General features: G+C 74.8%; 16 protein-coding genes. 15 read left to right on the plus strand and 1 reads right to left on the minus strand.

Annotated elements, in window-relative coordinates; genetic code table 11:
- The first annotated feature begins 113 nt into the window (after nucleotides 1-113).
- The 11 genes from IEX99_RS01335 (at nucleotide 114) to IEX99_RS01385 (ending at nucleotide 10,047) form a co-directional block, all read left to right on the plus strand.
- Nucleotides 114-500: a RidA family protein gene (locus tag IEX99_RS01335; RefSeq protein ID WP_188897644.1), complete on the plus strand. Its 387-nt coding sequence runs from the start codon at nucleotides 114-116 to the stop codon at nucleotides 498-500.
- Nucleotides 497-958: a 4Fe-4S dicluster domain-containing protein gene (locus IEX99_RS01340; RefSeq protein WP_188897646.1), complete on the plus strand. Its 462-nt coding sequence runs from the start codon at nucleotides 497-499 to the stop codon at nucleotides 956-958. The genes IEX99_RS01335 and IEX99_RS01340 overlap by 4 nt, the downstream gene beginning before the upstream one ends.
- Nucleotides 949-1,821, plus strand: coding sequence for a (Fe-S)-binding protein (locus tag IEX99_RS01345; protein ID WP_188897648.1), 873 nt, complete (start codon nucleotides 949-951; stop codon nucleotides 1,819-1,821). The genes IEX99_RS01340 and IEX99_RS01345 overlap by 10 nt, the downstream gene beginning before the upstream one ends.
- A gap of 429 nt (nucleotides 1,822-2,250) precedes the next feature.
- The gene (rpoD, locus tag IEX99_RS01350) at nucleotides 2,251-4,203 is read left to right on the plus strand and encodes an RNA polymerase sigma factor RpoD (protein WP_188897650.1); all 1,953 of its coding nucleotides are present in this window, start codon (nucleotides 2,251-2,253) and stop codon (nucleotides 4,201-4,203) included.
- A 150-nt stretch (nucleotides 4,204-4,353) separates the two neighbouring features.
- On the plus strand, nucleotides 4,354-4,668 hold the full coding sequence (locus tag IEX99_RS01355) for a hypothetical protein (protein ID WP_188897652.1): 315 nt from the start codon (nucleotides 4,354-4,356) through the stop codon (nucleotides 4,666-4,668).
- Nucleotides 4,669-4,686: 18 nt separating this feature from the next.
- A complete protein-coding gene (locus IEX99_RS01360; protein ID WP_188897654.1) occupies nucleotides 4,687-5,802 on the plus strand; it encodes a glutathionylspermidine synthase family protein in 1,116 nt (371 codons plus the stop codon).
- A gap of 113 nt (nucleotides 5,803-5,915) precedes the next feature.
- Nucleotides 5,916-6,320 (plus strand): DUF350 domain-containing protein, encoded by a 405-nt coding sequence (locus IEX99_RS01365; protein WP_188897656.1) that lies wholly within the window; start codon nucleotides 5,916-5,918, stop codon nucleotides 6,318-6,320.
- A gap of 205 nt (nucleotides 6,321-6,525) precedes the next feature.
- On the plus strand, nucleotides 6,526-6,972 hold the full coding sequence (sdhC, locus tag IEX99_RS01370) for a succinate dehydrogenase, cytochrome b556 subunit (protein ID WP_188897658.1): 447 nt from the start codon (nucleotides 6,526-6,528) through the stop codon (nucleotides 6,970-6,972).
- Nucleotides 6,973-7,000: 28 nt separating this feature from the next.
- The gene (gene sdhD, locus IEX99_RS01375) at nucleotides 7,001-7,420 is read left to right on the plus strand and encodes a succinate dehydrogenase, hydrophobic membrane anchor protein (protein ID WP_188897660.1); all 420 of its coding nucleotides are present in this window, start codon (nucleotides 7,001-7,003) and stop codon (nucleotides 7,418-7,420) included.
- Between the two features lie 16 nt (nucleotides 7,421-7,436).
- Nucleotides 7,437-9,248, plus strand: a complete 1,812-nt coding sequence (gene sdhA, locus IEX99_RS01380; RefSeq protein WP_188897662.1) for a succinate dehydrogenase flavoprotein subunit — start codon at nucleotides 7,437-7,439, stop codon at nucleotides 9,246-9,248.
- Nucleotides 9,249-9,264: 16 nt separating this feature from the next.
- A complete protein-coding gene (locus IEX99_RS01385; protein ID WP_188897664.1) occupies nucleotides 9,265-10,047 on the plus strand; it encodes a succinate dehydrogenase iron-sulfur subunit in 783 nt (260 codons plus the stop codon).
- A gap of 46 nt (nucleotides 10,048-10,093) precedes the next feature.
- Here IEX99_RS01385 and IEX99_RS01390 read toward each other — a convergent pair whose 3' ends face one another.
- Nucleotides 10,094-10,867, minus strand: coding sequence for a sulfite exporter TauE/SafE family protein (locus tag IEX99_RS01390; RefSeq protein ID WP_188897666.1), 774 nt, complete (start codon nucleotides 10,865-10,867; stop codon nucleotides 10,094-10,096).
- A 154-nt stretch (nucleotides 10,868-11,021) separates the two neighbouring features.
- On the opposite strand from IEX99_RS01390, the gene IEX99_RS01395 reads away from it, so the two are divergent.
- From IEX99_RS01395 to pcaB, 4 genes are all read left to right on the plus strand, one after another.
- Nucleotides 11,022-11,300 carry a DUF2171 domain-containing protein gene (locus IEX99_RS01395; RefSeq protein WP_229677734.1) on the plus strand — a complete coding sequence of 93 codons (279 nt, stop codon included), beginning with the start codon at nucleotides 11,022-11,024 and terminating at the stop codon, nucleotides 11,298-11,300.
- A 132-nt stretch (nucleotides 11,301-11,432) separates the two neighbouring features.
- Nucleotides 11,433-12,662 (plus strand): PQQ-dependent sugar dehydrogenase, encoded by a 1,230-nt coding sequence (locus IEX99_RS01400; RefSeq protein WP_188897668.1) that lies wholly within the window; start codon nucleotides 11,433-11,435, stop codon nucleotides 12,660-12,662.
- Nucleotides 12,659-13,276: a c-type cytochrome gene (locus tag IEX99_RS01405; RefSeq protein ID WP_188897669.1), complete on the plus strand. Its 618-nt coding sequence runs from the start codon at nucleotides 12,659-12,661 to the stop codon at nucleotides 13,274-13,276. Before IEX99_RS01400 ends, IEX99_RS01405 begins: the two co-directional genes overlap by 4 nt.
- Nucleotides 13,277-13,384: 108 nt before the next feature.
- Nucleotides 13,385-14,758 carry a 3-carboxy-cis,cis-muconate cycloisomerase gene (pcaB, locus tag IEX99_RS01410; RefSeq protein ID WP_188897671.1) on the plus strand — a complete coding sequence of 458 codons (1,374 nt, stop codon included), beginning with the start codon at nucleotides 13,385-13,387 and terminating at the stop codon, nucleotides 14,756-14,758.

Raw genomic sequence — 14,758 nt, forward strand, 5'->3', positions numbered from 1 at the left:
CGCGCCGCGCCCGATCGGGCGGCATCGCGCGGGAGCCGTCAAGGGCGGGAGGGTCGCCATCGCCGCGCGGCGGGCGTAGTGTTCCCGGAGGTCAGCGCAGGATCCGCCCGCCGATGAGCCAGACCGCCGCCAGGCCCTCCTTCGCCCCGACCCGCAGCCTGCCCCTGCCGGGCGGCGCGCGGCTCGTCTTCTGCTCGGGCGTGACCGCCCGCGGCAGCGCCGCCGAGGGCGGCCCGATCGAGGCCCAGGCCGAGGAGTGCTTCGCCCGCCTCGCCCGCGCGCTGGCCGCCGAGGGCGCCGGGCTCGGCGACCTGCTCAAGATCACGACCTTCCTCGGCGACATGCGCCATTACGCCGGCTTCGACGCCGCGCGCCGCCGCGCCTTCGCCGGCGTGGAGACGCCGCCCGCCAGCACCTGCGTCGGCGGCGCGCTCTTCACCTCCCCCGGCTGCGTCATCGAGATCGAGGGGATCGCCGTCCGCGGCGCCCTCGCGTCATGAGCGCCGCCCGCCTGCCGCCGCCCCGCGCCCCCGACCTCGCGGCGCTGATCCGCGCCGAGTCCGCCCGGCTCGCCGCCGCCTGCACCGCCTGCGGCGCCTGCGTCGGCGCCTGCCCGATGGTCCCGACCCTGCCCGCCGTCGCCGCGGCCGCGCCGGAGACGGTCGCCGCCGGCATGCGCGCCGTGCTCCGCGGCGAGGCGCAGGCGGCGCCGGCCGGGTCGGTCGCCTGGATCGGCGCCTGCACGCGCAGCGGGCTCTGCACCGCCGCCTGCCCGGAGCGCCTCGACGCCGCCTACATGATGCGGCTCGCCGGCATGCGCCTGCGCGGCGCGCTCGGCGCGGGCGAGGAGGGCGGCCCGCCGCGCCTGCCGGCCAGGGAGGATCCGGGCTGGTCGGCCCGCGTGAAGGCGTTCGCCCGCTTGACCCTGACCGAGGAGGAGCAGGCGCGATGGCTGTGACACCCCCGCCGCCCGCCGACCCGGCGCCGGAGCGCGTCGTCTTCTGGTTCGGCTGCAACATCGCCCGCCACGGCGAGATCGTCCGCCTCGCCACGCGGATGCTCGAGGCGGTGGGGATCGAGCCGGCGCCGGCCGGCGGCCCCTCCTATTGCTGCGGCTCCCCCAAGGAGGCGAACGCGCGCATCGCCGGCGGCATGGCGCGCCGCACCATGGAGGCGTTCAACGCCATGGGCCGCGACACCGTCGTCACCTGGTGCCCGTCCTGCCACATGAACATGGACGACTTCATGGCGCCGGCGACCGAGGCCGCCTTCGCCACGGCGCACATCAGCGAGGTGCTGCATGCGCGGCGCGACCGTCTCGCGCCGCTGCTGCGCCACCGCGTCGCCGCCCGGCGGGCGCTGCCGCATCTGCACCACGGCTTCAACGGCCGGGTGCCGGTGAACGCCCTGGTCCCGGACCTCCTCCGCCTGATCCCCGGCCTCGAGGTTCCGGACCATCCGTGCCGTGCGCCAGGTCACATGTGCTCCGCCCTCGCCGGAGTGCCGGGGGCGCTGGCGGCGGCCCAGCGCGCCCTGCTCGCCGCGGCCGAGGAGACCGGCGCGGACGCCCTCGTCACCATCTTCCATTCCTGCCACCGCGAGACGGTGTCGCTGGAGCGCGGGCGGCCCGGGCTGCGGGTCGTGAACTGGATCCACCTCCTGGCCGAATCGATGGGCCTCGCGTACCGGGACGACTACAAGGCCTGGCGCAACGCCCCCGACCCGCGCGAGGCGGTCGGACCGGACCGCCTCGCCGCCGCCGGCGAGACGGCCTTCGAGCGCCTGGTCGAACCCGAGCTGCGGCGCCCCCCGCCGGTGTGAGCGACGGTCCGCCCGGAGCTTCGCTCGCGGGATCGCGAGGCCCCGGCGCCACCTGCCGCGACGCCCGGCCCGCCACCATCCCTCGCCGAGCCCCCCGTGTCGCGCAATCCTCGATTGAGGATCGCGAGTGCCGGCAGGCGATTTCAGGGGCTATCGGTCGACGCGGGGAAACCCCATATTGCGGCGGCGCCGGAGCCCGGCGCGCCCCAGCCCGGACGGACCCCTTCGCGCCGCCCCCGCCGCCGATCGCGGCGGCCGGTCAGCGGCCAGGGGGGCGGACCACGAGCGGGAGGAGGCGCGACCGGCATGCCGCCGGCGCAGGGGAAGCCGATGGGACCGGCGCGTGGCGGAGGCAAGCTCCTGCCGCGCGCCGACCGCGTAATTGGGCCCGGTACGGACCATACCCGGCCGGGCAGGAGCATGTCAGTAATGGACGGGATGTTCCCTGGCAGGAGCGTGGCGGAGCAGGCCGAGGTCGAAGCGGGCGCGGCCGCGCTCGGCCTGCCGGTCGCGACGGTCGAGACGCTGCTGGCCCTCGGCCGCGAGCGCGGACAGCTCACGCGCGACGAGATCGACACCGTGCTGGCCCCCGAGCGGATCGGCGCCGCCGAGGTCGAGGAGCTGATCGCGCTGCTCGGCGAGATGGGCATCGACGTGGTCGAGGCCGCCGACGGAGCGGGCGAGGACGCCGCCTTCGGCCAGGACCTGGCGCGCCCTCCGGCCACCCGGACCGCGGAGGACGGCGCGGAGCGCGGGGCCGGGAACGCCCGCGGCGCCGATGCCGGCGCCGAGGCGGCCGCCGCCGAGCCCTCCGAGGCCGAGCCGGGCCCCGGCCGTAGCGACGACCCCGTCCGCATGTTCCTGCGCGAGATGGGCGGGACCCCCCTGCTCAGCCGCGAGGAGGAGATCGCGGTCGCCCAGCGCATCGAGGCCGGGCGCGACGCGATGCTCGCGGCGCTCAGCACGAGCCCGACCACCTTCACGGCCCTCTCCGCCTGGCGCGACGCCGTCGCCGCCGGGCGGTTGCTGCTGCGCGACCTGATCGAGCTGGAATCGTCCGCCGTCGCCGGCGGCAACGGCGAGGAGGAAGAGATCCCGGTCGCGCTGCCCCCGACCGCGGAGGAGGAGCCCGGCGAGGACGGCGCGGCCACCGCGCCCCTGGCCTCGCTGACCCAGGAGCAGCGCCTGCGCCCCGAGGTGCTCGCGGCGTTCGACGCCGTGCTGGAGGAGCGGGCGCGCCTCTCCGAGGGGCTGGAGCCGGGCCAGGCCCTGCCCCAGGCGGACGCCGTCGCGCTGGCCGGCAAGATCGCCGCGCTGCGCCTGCGCCCGAACCGCGTCGAGGAGCTGCTCGTCCGCGTGCGCGAGGCGCATCGCCGCCTGACCGCGCTCGACGGCCGGGCGCTGCGGCTCGCCCAGGGGGTCGGGATCGCGCGCGAGGAGTTCCTCCGCCTGTGGGACGGCGGCGAGGCGGGCCTCCGCCGTGTGCAGCGCGCCGCCAGCGGCAAGGCCCGCGCCGACGAGGAGGCCGCGGCCGCGCTGCGCCAGGGCCTCGCCGCGATCCGCGCCGAGCTGCGCCAGCTCGAGGCCGAGATCGGCCTCGCGGTCCCGGTGCTGCGCCAGGTGCACGCCGCCGCGGTGCGCGGCGAGCGCGAGATGCGCAAGGCCAAGGAGGAGCTGACGCGGGCCAACCTGCGCCTCGTCGTCCATCTCGCCAAGCGGTTCCGCAACCGCGGCCTGATGTTCGGCGACCTGATCCAGGAAGGCTCGATCGGCCTGATGCGCGCCGTGGACAAGTTCGACTGGCGCCGCGGCTTCAAGTTCGCCACCTACGCGACCTGGTGGATCCGCCAGTCCATCACGCGGGCCATCGCCGACCAGGCGCGCACCATCCGCGTGCCGGTGCACATGACCGAGACCGCGGCCCAGGTCGCGCGCACCGGCCGGCGCCTCGCCCAGGAGACCGGGCGCGAGCCGACGCCGGAGGAGCTCGCCCAGCGCCTCGGCATGCCGGAGGAGAAGGTGCGCACCGTGCTCCGCCTGGCCCGCGAGCCGGTCAGCCTCGAGGCGCCGATCGGCGAGGAGGAGGACGGCCGCCTCGGCGACCTGATCGAGGACCGCAACGCGGTGATGCCCTTCGACGCCGCGGCGCGCGCCGGCCTGCGCGAGGCGGCGGCGCGGATGCTCGCCGGCCTCACCCCGCGCGAGGAGCGCATCCTGCGCATGCGCTTCGGCATCGGCATGAACACCGACCACACGCTGGAGGAGGTCGGCCGGACCTTCAACGTGACGCGCGAGCGGATCCGGCAGATCGAGGCCAAGGCCCTGAAGAAGCTGGAGCGCAGCCGCGGCGGCCAGGCCCTGCGCAGCTTCCTCGAGGGCTGATCGCGCCCGCATCGGCGCGGCGTGCGGAGGCGGGGCCGCTCCCGCCTCCCGTCCGGCCGGCGGCGGGCACGCGGGCACTCGGCTGCGGCCATGTGGCCGGCCGAGATCGGCGCTCGCCAATCGCCGTCCGTTTCCGTTACCATCTCCCTCATGAAACGGAGCCGTGCGATCACCTTGGTTCTGCTGGGCGGCGGGGTGGTCCTCGGGCTCGGCGGCTGCGGGGATTCGCGCCGCGAGGACTGCGAGCGCGCCCGGCGCGAGATGCGGCCGGACGCCGAGGAGATCTGCGCGCGCGTCACCTCCTCCACGCGCTCCCGTCCGTACTACGGGGGCGGCTCCTGGTTCTTCGGCCGCAGCGCCGGCGCCGCCGCCCAGGGCACCGGGCTCTCCGATGCCGGCCGCGCCGCGACGTCGAGCCGCGGCGGCTTCGGCGGCACCGGCAGCCGCTTCGCTTCCGGCGCCTGACGGGCGGCAGGCCGGACGATGCAGCGCCTGCCCCAGGACCCTCGGCCGGACCGGCTGGAGCGTGCCCGGCGCATGGGCTTCGCCTTCGCCGAGTACGAGGGCGAGCCCTACTGGGACGAATCCGCCTACTACCGCTTCACCGCCGCGGAGGTGGACACGCTGGAGGAGGCGACCGCCGAGCTCGAGGCGCGGATGCGGGAGGCGGCCGACTACGCCATCCGCCACGACCTCAACGGCCCGCTCGGCATCCCCGCGGGCGCCTGGGCGCTGGTGAAGCGGTCCTGGGAGCGGCAGGAGCCCTCACTCTACGGGCGGATGGACCTGCGCTGGGACGGCTCCGGCCCGCCCAAGCTGCTGGAATACAACGCCGACACCCCGACCACGCTGTTCGAGGCCGCGGTGGTCCAGTGGGAATGGCTGGAATCGAGCGAGTTCCCGCACGCGAAGGACCAGTTCAACTCGCTCCACGAGGCGCTGATCGCCACCTGGCCGCGCCTCGCCCTGCCTCGCCGCGTCCACTTCGCCTGCGCCCGCGGCACGGCGGAGGACGAGGGGACGGTGGACTACCTGCGCGACACCGCCATCCAGGCCGGGCTCGACGCGCCCTTCCTGTTCATGGACGAGATCGGCTGGGACGGGCGCGGCTTCCGCGACCTCGAGGAGCGGCCGATCGCCGCGATCTTCAAGCTCTACCCCTGGGACTGGCTGCTGCGCGAGGAGTTCGGGCGGCACGTCCCCGCCGCGGCCACGCGCTGGATCGAGCCCGCCTGGCGCCTGGTGCCGACCTCGAAGGCGTTCCTCTCGCTGCTCTGGCACCTCTTTCCCGACCACCCGAACCTGCTCCCGGCCTTCCTGGAGCCGGGCAGGACCGGGGGGCCGGAGATCTCCAAGCCGATCTTCGGACGCGAGGGGCTGAACATCGTGGCGCCCGGCCACAGCGACGCGTCCGGTCCCTATGGCGACCAGCCGCGCGTCTGGCAGGCCTATGCCGAGCTTCCCGTCTTCGGAGGGCGCTATCCGGTGCTCGGGAGCTGGGTGATCGCCGGCGAGCCCGCCGGCCTCGGCATCCGCGAGGACGCGACGCCGATCACCACCGACGGAAGCCGCTTCGTGCCGCACCTGTTCACGCCCTGAGGCCGGGAACGCGGAAGGACCGGCCCGATGCGGCGCGACGCACCGCAACATCACGCCGCCATCAGGCGGCGGTCGCCACCGCCGACGCGTGAGAAGGGGGAGAGTCCGCCACCATGACCAGCCTCGCGACACTGCCGGGGTTCATCACCCACTTTCTCGCCGGCCTGGTGCTGCTCGGCGCGGCGATGTTCGTGCACGTCAAGGTGACGCCGCACGACGAAATGGCGCTGATCCGCCGCGGCAACACCGCGGCCGCGGTCGCGTTCGGCGGCACCGTGCTCGGCTTCGCCATTCCGCTCCATTCGGCGATCGCGCACTCGGCGAACCTAGTGGACGCGGCCGTGTGGGGCGTGGTCGCGCTGGCCGCCCAGCTCGGCGCATGGTTCGCGGTGGCGCGCCTGCTCGGTTCCACGCATGCCGAGGCGATGGAGGAGGAGGGTGCGATGGCGCGCGCGGTGGTCAAGGCCGCCGTCGCGGTCGCGGTGGGCGCCCTCAACGCCGGGGCGATGAGCAGCTGAGCGGGCGCGCCCCGGCCCCCGGCGCGGCGCGCGGACGCCGGGTCGAGCCGGATCGGCACCGGGCGCCGGTCACGCCGGACCGGCCCATCCACCCCGCGTTGACCTCGCGCCGCGGCGCGCCATAAAAGGCCCGCGAGATCGAGACGCCCGCCGCCCGCGCCCCCGAAGCCCGCGCGCCCGCGGCGGCAATCGGAGCAGCCCGCCCATGAGCATCATGAAGGACAGCCGGGAGGCGACGATGGTCGGCCACCGGTCGGACGGCGCCACGGTCCGCCGGCCGCTCTCGCCGCACCTGCAGGTCTACGACATGCTGCAGATGAGCAGCGCGCTCTCCATCTCGCACCGCATCACCGGCGTGATCTGGGCGATCGGGCTCGTCTTCCTCGTCTGGTGGCTGGTCGCCGCGGCCGCCGGCCCCGCGGCCTTCGCCGCCGCGCAGTGGTTCTTCTCCTCCTTCCTCGGCGTGGTCCTGCTGCTCGGGCTGACGGCGGCGGCCTGGTACCACACGCTGAACGGCGTGCGGCACCTCGCCTGGGACGTCGGGTGGGGCTACGACATCCCGACCATGTACCGCACCGGCTGGGCGGTGCTGATCGGCACGGCGGCGCTGACGGTCCTGACCTGGATCGTCCTGCTGGTCGCCTTCTTCTGACGGACGCGAAGGGACGGGCGCGCGACGCATGGCCAACGAACTCGCCGAACGCACGACGCTCCGCTCGCCGCTCGGGCGGGTGCGCGGACTAGGCTCCTCGCAGTCGGGCGTGCACCACTGGTGGCTGATGCGCGTCACCTCGGTGGCGCTGCTGCCGCTCTCGGTCTGGCTGGTCTTCGCGCTCGCCGGCCTCGCCGGCGCGAGCCATGCGGAGGCGCTCGCCTTCATCGGGCGGCCGTTCAACGCGGTGCTGCTGCTCGCCTTCCTCGCCGCCGCCTTCCACCACACCGCCTACGGCGTGCAGGTGATCATCGAGGACTATGTGCGCGCGGAATGGGGCCGGATCGGCGGGATCCTCGCGGTGAAGGGGCTCTGCGTGCTGCTCTGGCTCGCCGCCTCGCTCGCGGTGCTGCGCATCGCCCTGCTGCGCCCGCCGGCGGCGCTTTGAGGAACGGAACAAGGCCATGAACGCGATCGGCAAGCCGTCCCGGGGCGCGTACCGGGTGGTGGACCACACCTACGACGTGGTCGTGGTCGGCGCCGGCGGCGCGGGGCTGCGCGCCACCTTCGGCATGGGCGCGGCGGGCCTCAAGACCGCCTGCGTCACCAAGGTCTTCCCCACGCGCAGCCACACCGTCGCCGCCCAGGGCGGCATCGGCGCCGCGCTCGGCAACATGGGCGAGGACGACTGGCGCTGGCACATGTACGACACCGTGAAGGGGTCGGACTGGCTCGGCGACCAGGACGCGATCGAGTATATGTGCCGCGAGGCGATCCCGGCGGTGATCGAGCTCGAGCACTACGGCGTGCCGTTCAGCCGCACCGAGGACGGGCGCATCTACCAGCGCCCCTTCGGCGGGCACATGAAGCACTACGGCAAGGAGCCGGCGATGCGGGCCTGCGCCGCCGCCGACCGCACCGGCCACGCCATCCTGCACACGCTCTACCAGCAGTCGCTCAAGCACGGCTGCGAGTTCTTCGTCGAGTACTTCGCCCTCGACCTGCTGATGGACGACGAGGGCGCCTGCCGCGGCGTGATCGCGTGGAACCTGGAGGACGGCTCGATCCACCGCTTCCGCGCGCAGATGACGGTGCTGGCGACCGGCGGCTACGGGCGCGCCTACTTCTCCTGCACCTCCGCCCACACCTGCACGGGCGACGGCAACGCCATGGTGCTGCGCGCAGGCCTGCCGCTGCAGGACCAGGAGTTCGTGCAGTTCCACCCCACCGGCATCTACGGCGCCGGCTGCCTGATCACCGAGGGCGCGCGCGGCGAGGGCGGCTACCTCACCAACTCCGAGGGCGAGCGCTTCATGGAGCGCTACGCGCCGACGGCGAAGGACCTCGCCTCGCGCGACGTGGTCTCGCGCGCGATGAGCATGGAGATCCGCGAGGGCCGCGGCTGCGGGCCGCACAAGGACCACATCCTGCTGCACCTCGAGCACCTCGGCGCCGACATCCTGCACGAGCGGCTGCCCGGCATCTCCGAGACGGCGAAGATCTTCGCCGGCGTGGACGTGACGAAGGAGCCGATCCCGATCCTGCCGACCGTGCACTACAACATGGGCGGCATCCCGACCAACATCCACACCGAGGTGCTGAACCCGACCAGGGAGGACGAGGACCGCGTCGTGCCCGGGCTGATGGCGGTGGGCGAGGCGGCCTGCGTCTCGGTGCACGGGGCGAACCGGCTCGGCACCAACTCGCTGCTCGACCTCGTCGTGTTCGGCCGCGCCGCGGCGCACCGGGCGGCGGAGATCGTGAAGCCCGGCGCCGCGCAGCCGCCGCTCGCGGCGGACGCGGGCGAGGCCTCGCTCGACCGCCTCGACCGCCTGCGCCACGCCAAGGGCGGCACGCCGACCGCCGAGCTGCGCCTGCAGATGCAGCGCACCATGCAGGACCACGCCGCGGTGTTCCGCACCTCCCAGCTCCTCAGGGAGGGGGTGGAGAAGATGCGCAAGATCTGGGCCGGGATGGCCGACCTGCGCGTCACCGACCGCTCGCTGGTCTGGAACAGCGACCTCGTCGAGACGCTCGAGCTCGAGAACCTGATGGGCAACGCGATGACGACCATCGTCGGCGCCGAGGCCCGCAAGGAGAGCCGCGGCGCCCACGCGCACGAGGACTACCCGGAGCGCGACGACGAGAACTGGCTGAAGCACACCCTCGCCTGGTGCGACGCCGAGGGGAATGTGCGCCTCGACTACCGCGGCGTGAAGCTGCGCACCCTGACCAACGAGGTGCAGGTCTTCCCGCCGAAGGCGCGGGTGTACTGAGGAAAGACGGCACGCAATGGCCACCTTCACGCTGCCCAGGAACTCCCAGATCCGCGAGGGCAAGACCTGGCGCGCCCCGGCCGGGGCGAAGAACGTCCGCAACTTCAGGATCTACCGCTGGGACCCCGACAGCGGCGAGAACCCGCGCCTCGACACCTACGAGATCGACCTCGACGCCTGCGGGCCGATGGTCCTCGACGCGCTGATCAAGATCAAGAACGAGGTGGACAGCACCCTCACCTTCCGCCGGAGCTGCCGCGAGGGCATCTGCGGCTCCTGCGCGATGAACATCGACGGGCTGAACACCCTCGCCTGCCTCAAGCCGATCGAGGACATCAAGGGCGACGTGCGCATCTACCCGCTGCCGCACATGCCCGTGGTGAAGGACCTGGTGCCCGACCTCGGCCAGGTCTACGCGCAGTACCGCCTGATCGAGCCCTGGCTGAAGGCCGACAGCCCGCCGCCGCCCGATTCCGAGCGGCTGCAGAGCAAGCAGGAACGGGCGAGGCTCGACGGGCTCTGGGAGTGCATCCTCTGCTTCTGCTGCTCCACCGCCTGCCCCTCCTACTGGTGGAACGGCGACCGCTATCTCGGCCCGGCGATCCTGCTGCAGGCCTACCGCTGGATCGCCGATTCGCGCGACGAGGCGACGGGCGAGCGGCTCGACCAGCTCGACGACCCGTTCCGGCTCTACCGCTGCCACACCATCATGAACTGCACGCGGACCTGCCCGAAGGGGCTGAACCCGGCACAGGCGATCGGCGAGATCAAGAAGCTGCTCGTCGAGCGGCAGGGCTGACGCGCCGCCGGCGCGAGGCGCCAGCCGCGGCTGCGGCTGGCCTGGCTCACCGCCCGCCCCAGATCCCGTCCCAGACCGGCATCCCCGCCACGCCGGAGGCGAGGATCAGGCCGTAGGCGGCGAGCCGGAACACCCGCTCGCTCGCCAGCCCGAACAGCCGCGTCCCCAGCACCAGGCCGAGCGCGTAGGACGGCCCCGCGGCGAGGGCGAGCCAGCCGGTGCGCCAGCCCAGCAGCCCGGCCACCGCGTAGGCGCCGACCACGACCGCGGTCAGCGCCGCGAAATAGAGGTTCATGTTCGCCCGCACCCGCGCCGCCGAGGCCCTGGCGCCGCCCAGCCAGTAGGTCGCCGGCGCGACGCCGCCGAGCATCGCCGCGCCGCTCATCACCCCGCCCACCCCGCCGACCGCGAGGGTGAGCGGCGGCGCCGGCCGCCCGCGGTAGCGCCAGCCCGAGGCCAGCAGGGCGACCGCCGCGAGGACCAGGCCCGCCAGTCCCCAGCGCAGCGCCACCGGCTCCGCGCTCGCCAGCACCGCCGCGCCGACCGGCACGCCGGCGACCGCGCCCGCCGCCATCAGCCCGGCCTCGCGCCGGTCGGAGAGCCGCCAGGCGTTGGGCAGGAAGACCAGCACCGCGAAGCTCTCGAGCAGCGCCAGCACCGGCACCGCCTCGCGCGGCCCGACGGCGGCGCTCGCCAGCGGCACGAAGACCAGCGCCGCGCCGAAGCCGGAGAAGCCGCGCGAGAGGCCGCCGAGCACGGCGGCCAGCGCCACCCCGAGCATCGCCTCGGCCCCCGGCAGGGCGTGGAACGGATCCCCCATCGCGGCGCGACACTCCCCCGCGCCGCGCCGGCCGGCAAGTCCTGCCGCGGCCGCGCCTCGGCCGAGGCATGCATCCGCGGGCACGTCCGGCCGTTGCAGCCGTTGCGCCCGCCGGTCCGGTGCGGCGCGAAGGCGACGAAAGGAGAGCGACCCGATGGCGATGATCGACCCCTCGCGGATCGAGGAGCACATGCCGGTCATCGGCTCCGACGGCCAGCCGGTCGGCACCGTGGACCGGGTCGAGGGCAACCGCATCAAGCTCACCCGGGCCGGCGACCAGACCGGCGGAGGCCAGCACCACGTCCTTCCCCTGGACGCGGTCGCCTCCTGCGACGGCGGGCAGGTCAGGCTCAGCATGCCGGCCGAGGAGGCGAGGCGGCTCGCGACCCAGGGCATGGCGGGACCGGAGCGCGCCCCCGATCTGGGCCGCTGACGCCCCTCGGGGCCGCGCGGCCCGCCGGGCGCGGCGCCGTCCCCGCTTGCCGGACCGTTCTGGGCATCCAAGATCTCCGACCGGCCGGAGCGCCGCCACCCCCGACGCGGCGCAGGCCGGGAGGAACCGTCCATGATCCGCAGGACCGCTGCAGCACTCGGCGTCGTCGCGGCGCTCGCCGCCGCGTCGGCCCCGGCGCTCGCGCAGCAACAGCAGCAACAGCAGCAACAGCAGGCGCCGGCCTGGGCGCAGGGCCGGCCGCCGGAGATGGCGGGCTCGCGCCTCGCGCCGCACGCGCCGCGACTGACCGTCACGCCGCCCGACCAGGTGCCGGTCTCCGCGCTGCGCGTGCCGTCCGGCTTCCGCGTGGAGCTCTGGGCACACGGCCTGCCCGGGGCGCGCATGATGGCGCTCGGCCAGAACGGCACGGTCTTCGTCGGCACCCGGGTGATCGGGCGCGTCTATGCCGTGACCGACGAGGGCGGCCAGCGCCGCGTCCGCACCATCGCCGAGCGGCTCACCCAGCCGAACGGCGTCGCCTTCCGCGACGGCAGCCTGTACGTCATCGCCATCAACCGCGTGCTCCGCTACGACGGCATCGAGGGCAGGCTCGACGATCCCGGCACGCCGGTGGAGCTGACCGCCGCCTTCAACCTGCCGCCGGACGAGCATCACGGCTGGAAGTTCGCCGCCTTCTCGCCGGACGGGCGGCTGACGATGAACATCGGCGTGCCCTGCAACATCTGCGAATTCGACCGCGACCGCTATGCGCTGATCGTCTCCTTCCGCCCCGACGGCTCGGACCGCCGGATCGAGGCGCGCGGCATCCGCAACAGCGTGGGCTTCGACTGGCATCCCGTCACGCGCGAGCTGTGGGCCACCAACAACGGCCGCGACTGGGCCGGCAACGACGTCCCGCCCGACACCCTGCACCGCATCCGTCGCCCCGGCGAGGACCACGGCTTCCCCTTCTGCGTCGGCGACTGGAACGACCCCGCCGTGCCGCGCCGCAACTGCAGCGAATTCGTCCAGCCCGCCGCCTCGCTCGGGCCGCATGTTGCGGCGCTCGGCATGCGCTTCTACACCGGCGCCATGTTCCCCGAGCAGTATCGCAACCAGATCTTCATCGCCCGCCGCGGCTCCTGGAACCGCGAGCAGCTCATCGGCTACGACGTGGTGGTGGCGAGGCTCGACGCCCAGGGCAACGTGACGGGCATCGAGCCCTTCCTGACCGGCCTGCTCGACCAGGCGAACGACCGCTTCCTCGGCCGCCCCGTGGACGTGCTGCAGCTCCGCGACGGCTCGCTGCTGGTCTCGGACGAGCAGAACGGGGCGATCTACCGCATCTCGCGCGCGCAGTGACCTTTCCTCTGCGCTCCCTGGCGGCGGCGGTCGCCCTCGCGGCCGCCGCCTTTCTCTGCACGGCGGCGGGCGCGGCCGGCGACGACGCGGCGCGGCGGGGAGCCGCGCTGGCCGAGGCGCGCGGCTGCGGCGGCTGCCACGGCGAGCGCGGCCGCTCGCCGACCGCGAACGTCCCCTCGCTCGCCGGCCAGCCGGCCGAGGCCATCGTGCTCAACATGATCCTGTTCCGCGAGGGCCTGCGCGACGCGCCGCCGATGCCGGACCTCGCGCGCGACCTGACCGACCGGCAGATCGAGGACCTGGCCGCCTTCTATGCCTCGCTCCCGCCGGGCCCGCCGGAGGACCGCGGCGCTCCCGACCCGGCACGGATGCGCGAGGGGGCGCTCCTCGCCGAGCGGCTGAACTGCGGCGTCTGCCACCTGCCGGACTACGCTGGGCAGAACCAGGTCCCGCGCCTGGCCGGGCAGCGCGAGGACTACCTGCTGCTGAGCCTCAAGGGCTATCGCGACGGCACGCGGCGCGGCACCGACACCAGCATGAACGCCGTCGTCTACGGGCTGAGCGACGCCGAGCTCGCCGCGCTCGCGCACTATCTGGCGCACGCGCCGCCCTGAAGGAGACGCCCCGCGCCGGCACGGGCGGGGGAACGCTCCCGGAGGCGGCGGTTGACCGGCGCCGGCGGCCGCGGTTCCTTCCGGTGCCGCGAAGGGAGCCGCAAGCGCATGACGCCCGACCCCGTGAACCCCGCCGACCAGGTCGTGCTCGGCGCCCTCTACGGCACCGAGGCGATGCGCCGCGCCTTCGGCGAGACCGCCTACCTGCAGCGCATGCTGGACGTGGAGGCGGCGCTCGCGCGGGCAGAGGCGCGGCTCGGCATCATTCCCGAGGACGCGGCGCGCGCCATCGCCGCGGCGGCACGGGCGGAGAATCTGGACCGCGCCGCGCTCGCCGCCGCGACGCGCAACACCGGCTATCCGGTGGTCGGCCTGGTGCGCCAGCTCAGCGCCCTCGCCGGCGCCGAGGCGGGGCGGTGGACGCACTGGGGCGCGACGACGCAGGACATCATGGACAGCGCGCTGGTGCTGCAGATCCGCGACGCGCTCGACCTGATCGCATCCGACCTCGACGCGCTCTGCGCCGCGCTCGCCGCGCGGGCGCGGGCGCACCGCGACACGGTGATGGCGGGGCGCACCCACCTCCAGCACGCGCTGCCCGTCACCTTCGGCTACAAGTGCGCGGTCTGGCTCTCGCCCCTGCTCGCCATGCGCCAGCGCCTGATCGAGCTGCGCCCGCGCGCGCTGCGCGTGCAGTTCGGGGGGGCGGCGGGGACGCTGGCCTCGCTCGGCCCGCGCGGCCTCGAGGTCGCGGCGGAGCTGGCGCGCGAACTCGGCCTCGCCGAGCCCGACATCCCCTGGCACGTGGCGCGCGACGGGCTGGCGGAGGCGGTGTGCTGGCTCGGCCTACTGTGCGGCGCGCTGTCCAAGCTCGCGACCGACGTCATGCTGCTGATGCAGACCGAGGTCGCCGAGGTGGCGGAGCCGCACCAGGAGGGCCGCGGCGGCTCCTCCACCATGCCGCAGAAGCGCAACCCGATCGCCTGCGAGTACGTGCTCGCCCAGTCGCGCGGCGTGCACGCGCTGGTGCCGCAGGTGCTCGCCGCGATGGCGCAGGACCACGAGCGCGGCACCGGCCCGTGGCAGGCGGAGCCGCTCGCCATCCCGCAGGCCTTCCTGCTCGCCCACGGCGCGCTGGCGCAGGCGCGCACGATCGCCGAGGGGATGACGGTGGACGCCGCGCGCATGCGGCGCAACCTGGAGAGCACCGGCGGGCTGATCGTCGCCGAGGCGGTGATGATGGGCCTCGCGCCGATGCTCGGGCGCGGCGAGGCGCACCACGTCGTGAACCGCGCCTGCGACGTCGCGCGGGCGGAGGGCGTGCCGCTCGCCGAGGCGCTCGGGCGCGAGCCGGCGGTCGCCGCGCGGCTCGATCCCGCGGCGATCGCGCGGCTGACCGATCCGGCGGGCTATCTCGGCGCGGCGGGCGCCTTCGTGGACCGCGTGCTGGCGCGGGCGGCGGCGTCGCTGCCGGCCGGCTGA

The organism is Caldovatus sediminis (genome assembly GCF_014644455.1).
Lineage (GTDB): Bacteria > Pseudomonadota > Alphaproteobacteria > Acetobacterales > Acetobacteraceae > Caldovatus > Caldovatus sediminis.

Coding starts and splice junctions, on each gene's coding strand:
- IEX99_RS01335 (WP_188897644.1), top strand. CDS start 114: ATGAGCCAGACCGCCGCCAGGCCCTCCTTCGCCCCGACCCGCAGCCTG.
- IEX99_RS01340 (WP_188897646.1), top strand. CDS start 497: ATGAGCGCCGCCCGCCTGCCGCCGCCCCGCGCCCCCGACCTCGCGGCG.
- IEX99_RS01345 (WP_188897648.1), top strand. CDS start 949: ATGGCTGTGACACCCCCGCCGCCCGCCGACCCGGCGCCGGAGCGCGTC.
- rpoD (WP_188897650.1), top strand. CDS start 2,251: ATGGACGGGATGTTCCCTGGCAGGAGCGTGGCGGAGCAGGCCGAGGTC.
- IEX99_RS01355 (WP_188897652.1), top strand. CDS start 4,354: ATGAAACGGAGCCGTGCGATCACCTTGGTTCTGCTGGGCGGCGGGGTG.
- IEX99_RS01360 (WP_188897654.1), top strand. CDS start 4,687: ATGCAGCGCCTGCCCCAGGACCCTCGGCCGGACCGGCTGGAGCGTGCC.
- IEX99_RS01365 (WP_188897656.1), top strand. CDS start 5,916: ATGACCAGCCTCGCGACACTGCCGGGGTTCATCACCCACTTTCTCGCC.
- sdhC (WP_188897658.1), top strand. CDS start 6,526: ATGAGCATCATGAAGGACAGCCGGGAGGCGACGATGGTCGGCCACCGG.
- sdhD (WP_188897660.1), top strand. CDS start 7,001: ATGGCCAACGAACTCGCCGAACGCACGACGCTCCGCTCGCCGCTCGGG.
- sdhA (WP_188897662.1), top strand. CDS start 7,437: ATGAACGCGATCGGCAAGCCGTCCCGGGGCGCGTACCGGGTGGTGGAC.
- IEX99_RS01385 (WP_188897664.1), top strand. CDS start 9,265: ATGGCCACCTTCACGCTGCCCAGGAACTCCCAGATCCGCGAGGGCAAG.
- IEX99_RS01390 (WP_188897666.1), bottom strand. CDS start 10,867: ATGGGGGATCCGTTCCACGCCCTGCCGGGGGCCGAGGCGATGCTCGGG.
- IEX99_RS01395 (WP_229677734.1), top strand. CDS start 11,022: ATGGCGATGATCGACCCCTCGCGGATCGAGGAGCACATGCCGGTCATC.
- IEX99_RS01400 (WP_188897668.1), top strand. CDS start 11,433: ATGATCCGCAGGACCGCTGCAGCACTCGGCGTCGTCGCGGCGCTCGCC.
- pcaB (WP_188897671.1), top strand. CDS start 13,385: ATGACGCCCGACCCCGTGAACCCCGCCGACCAGGTCGTGCTCGGCGCC.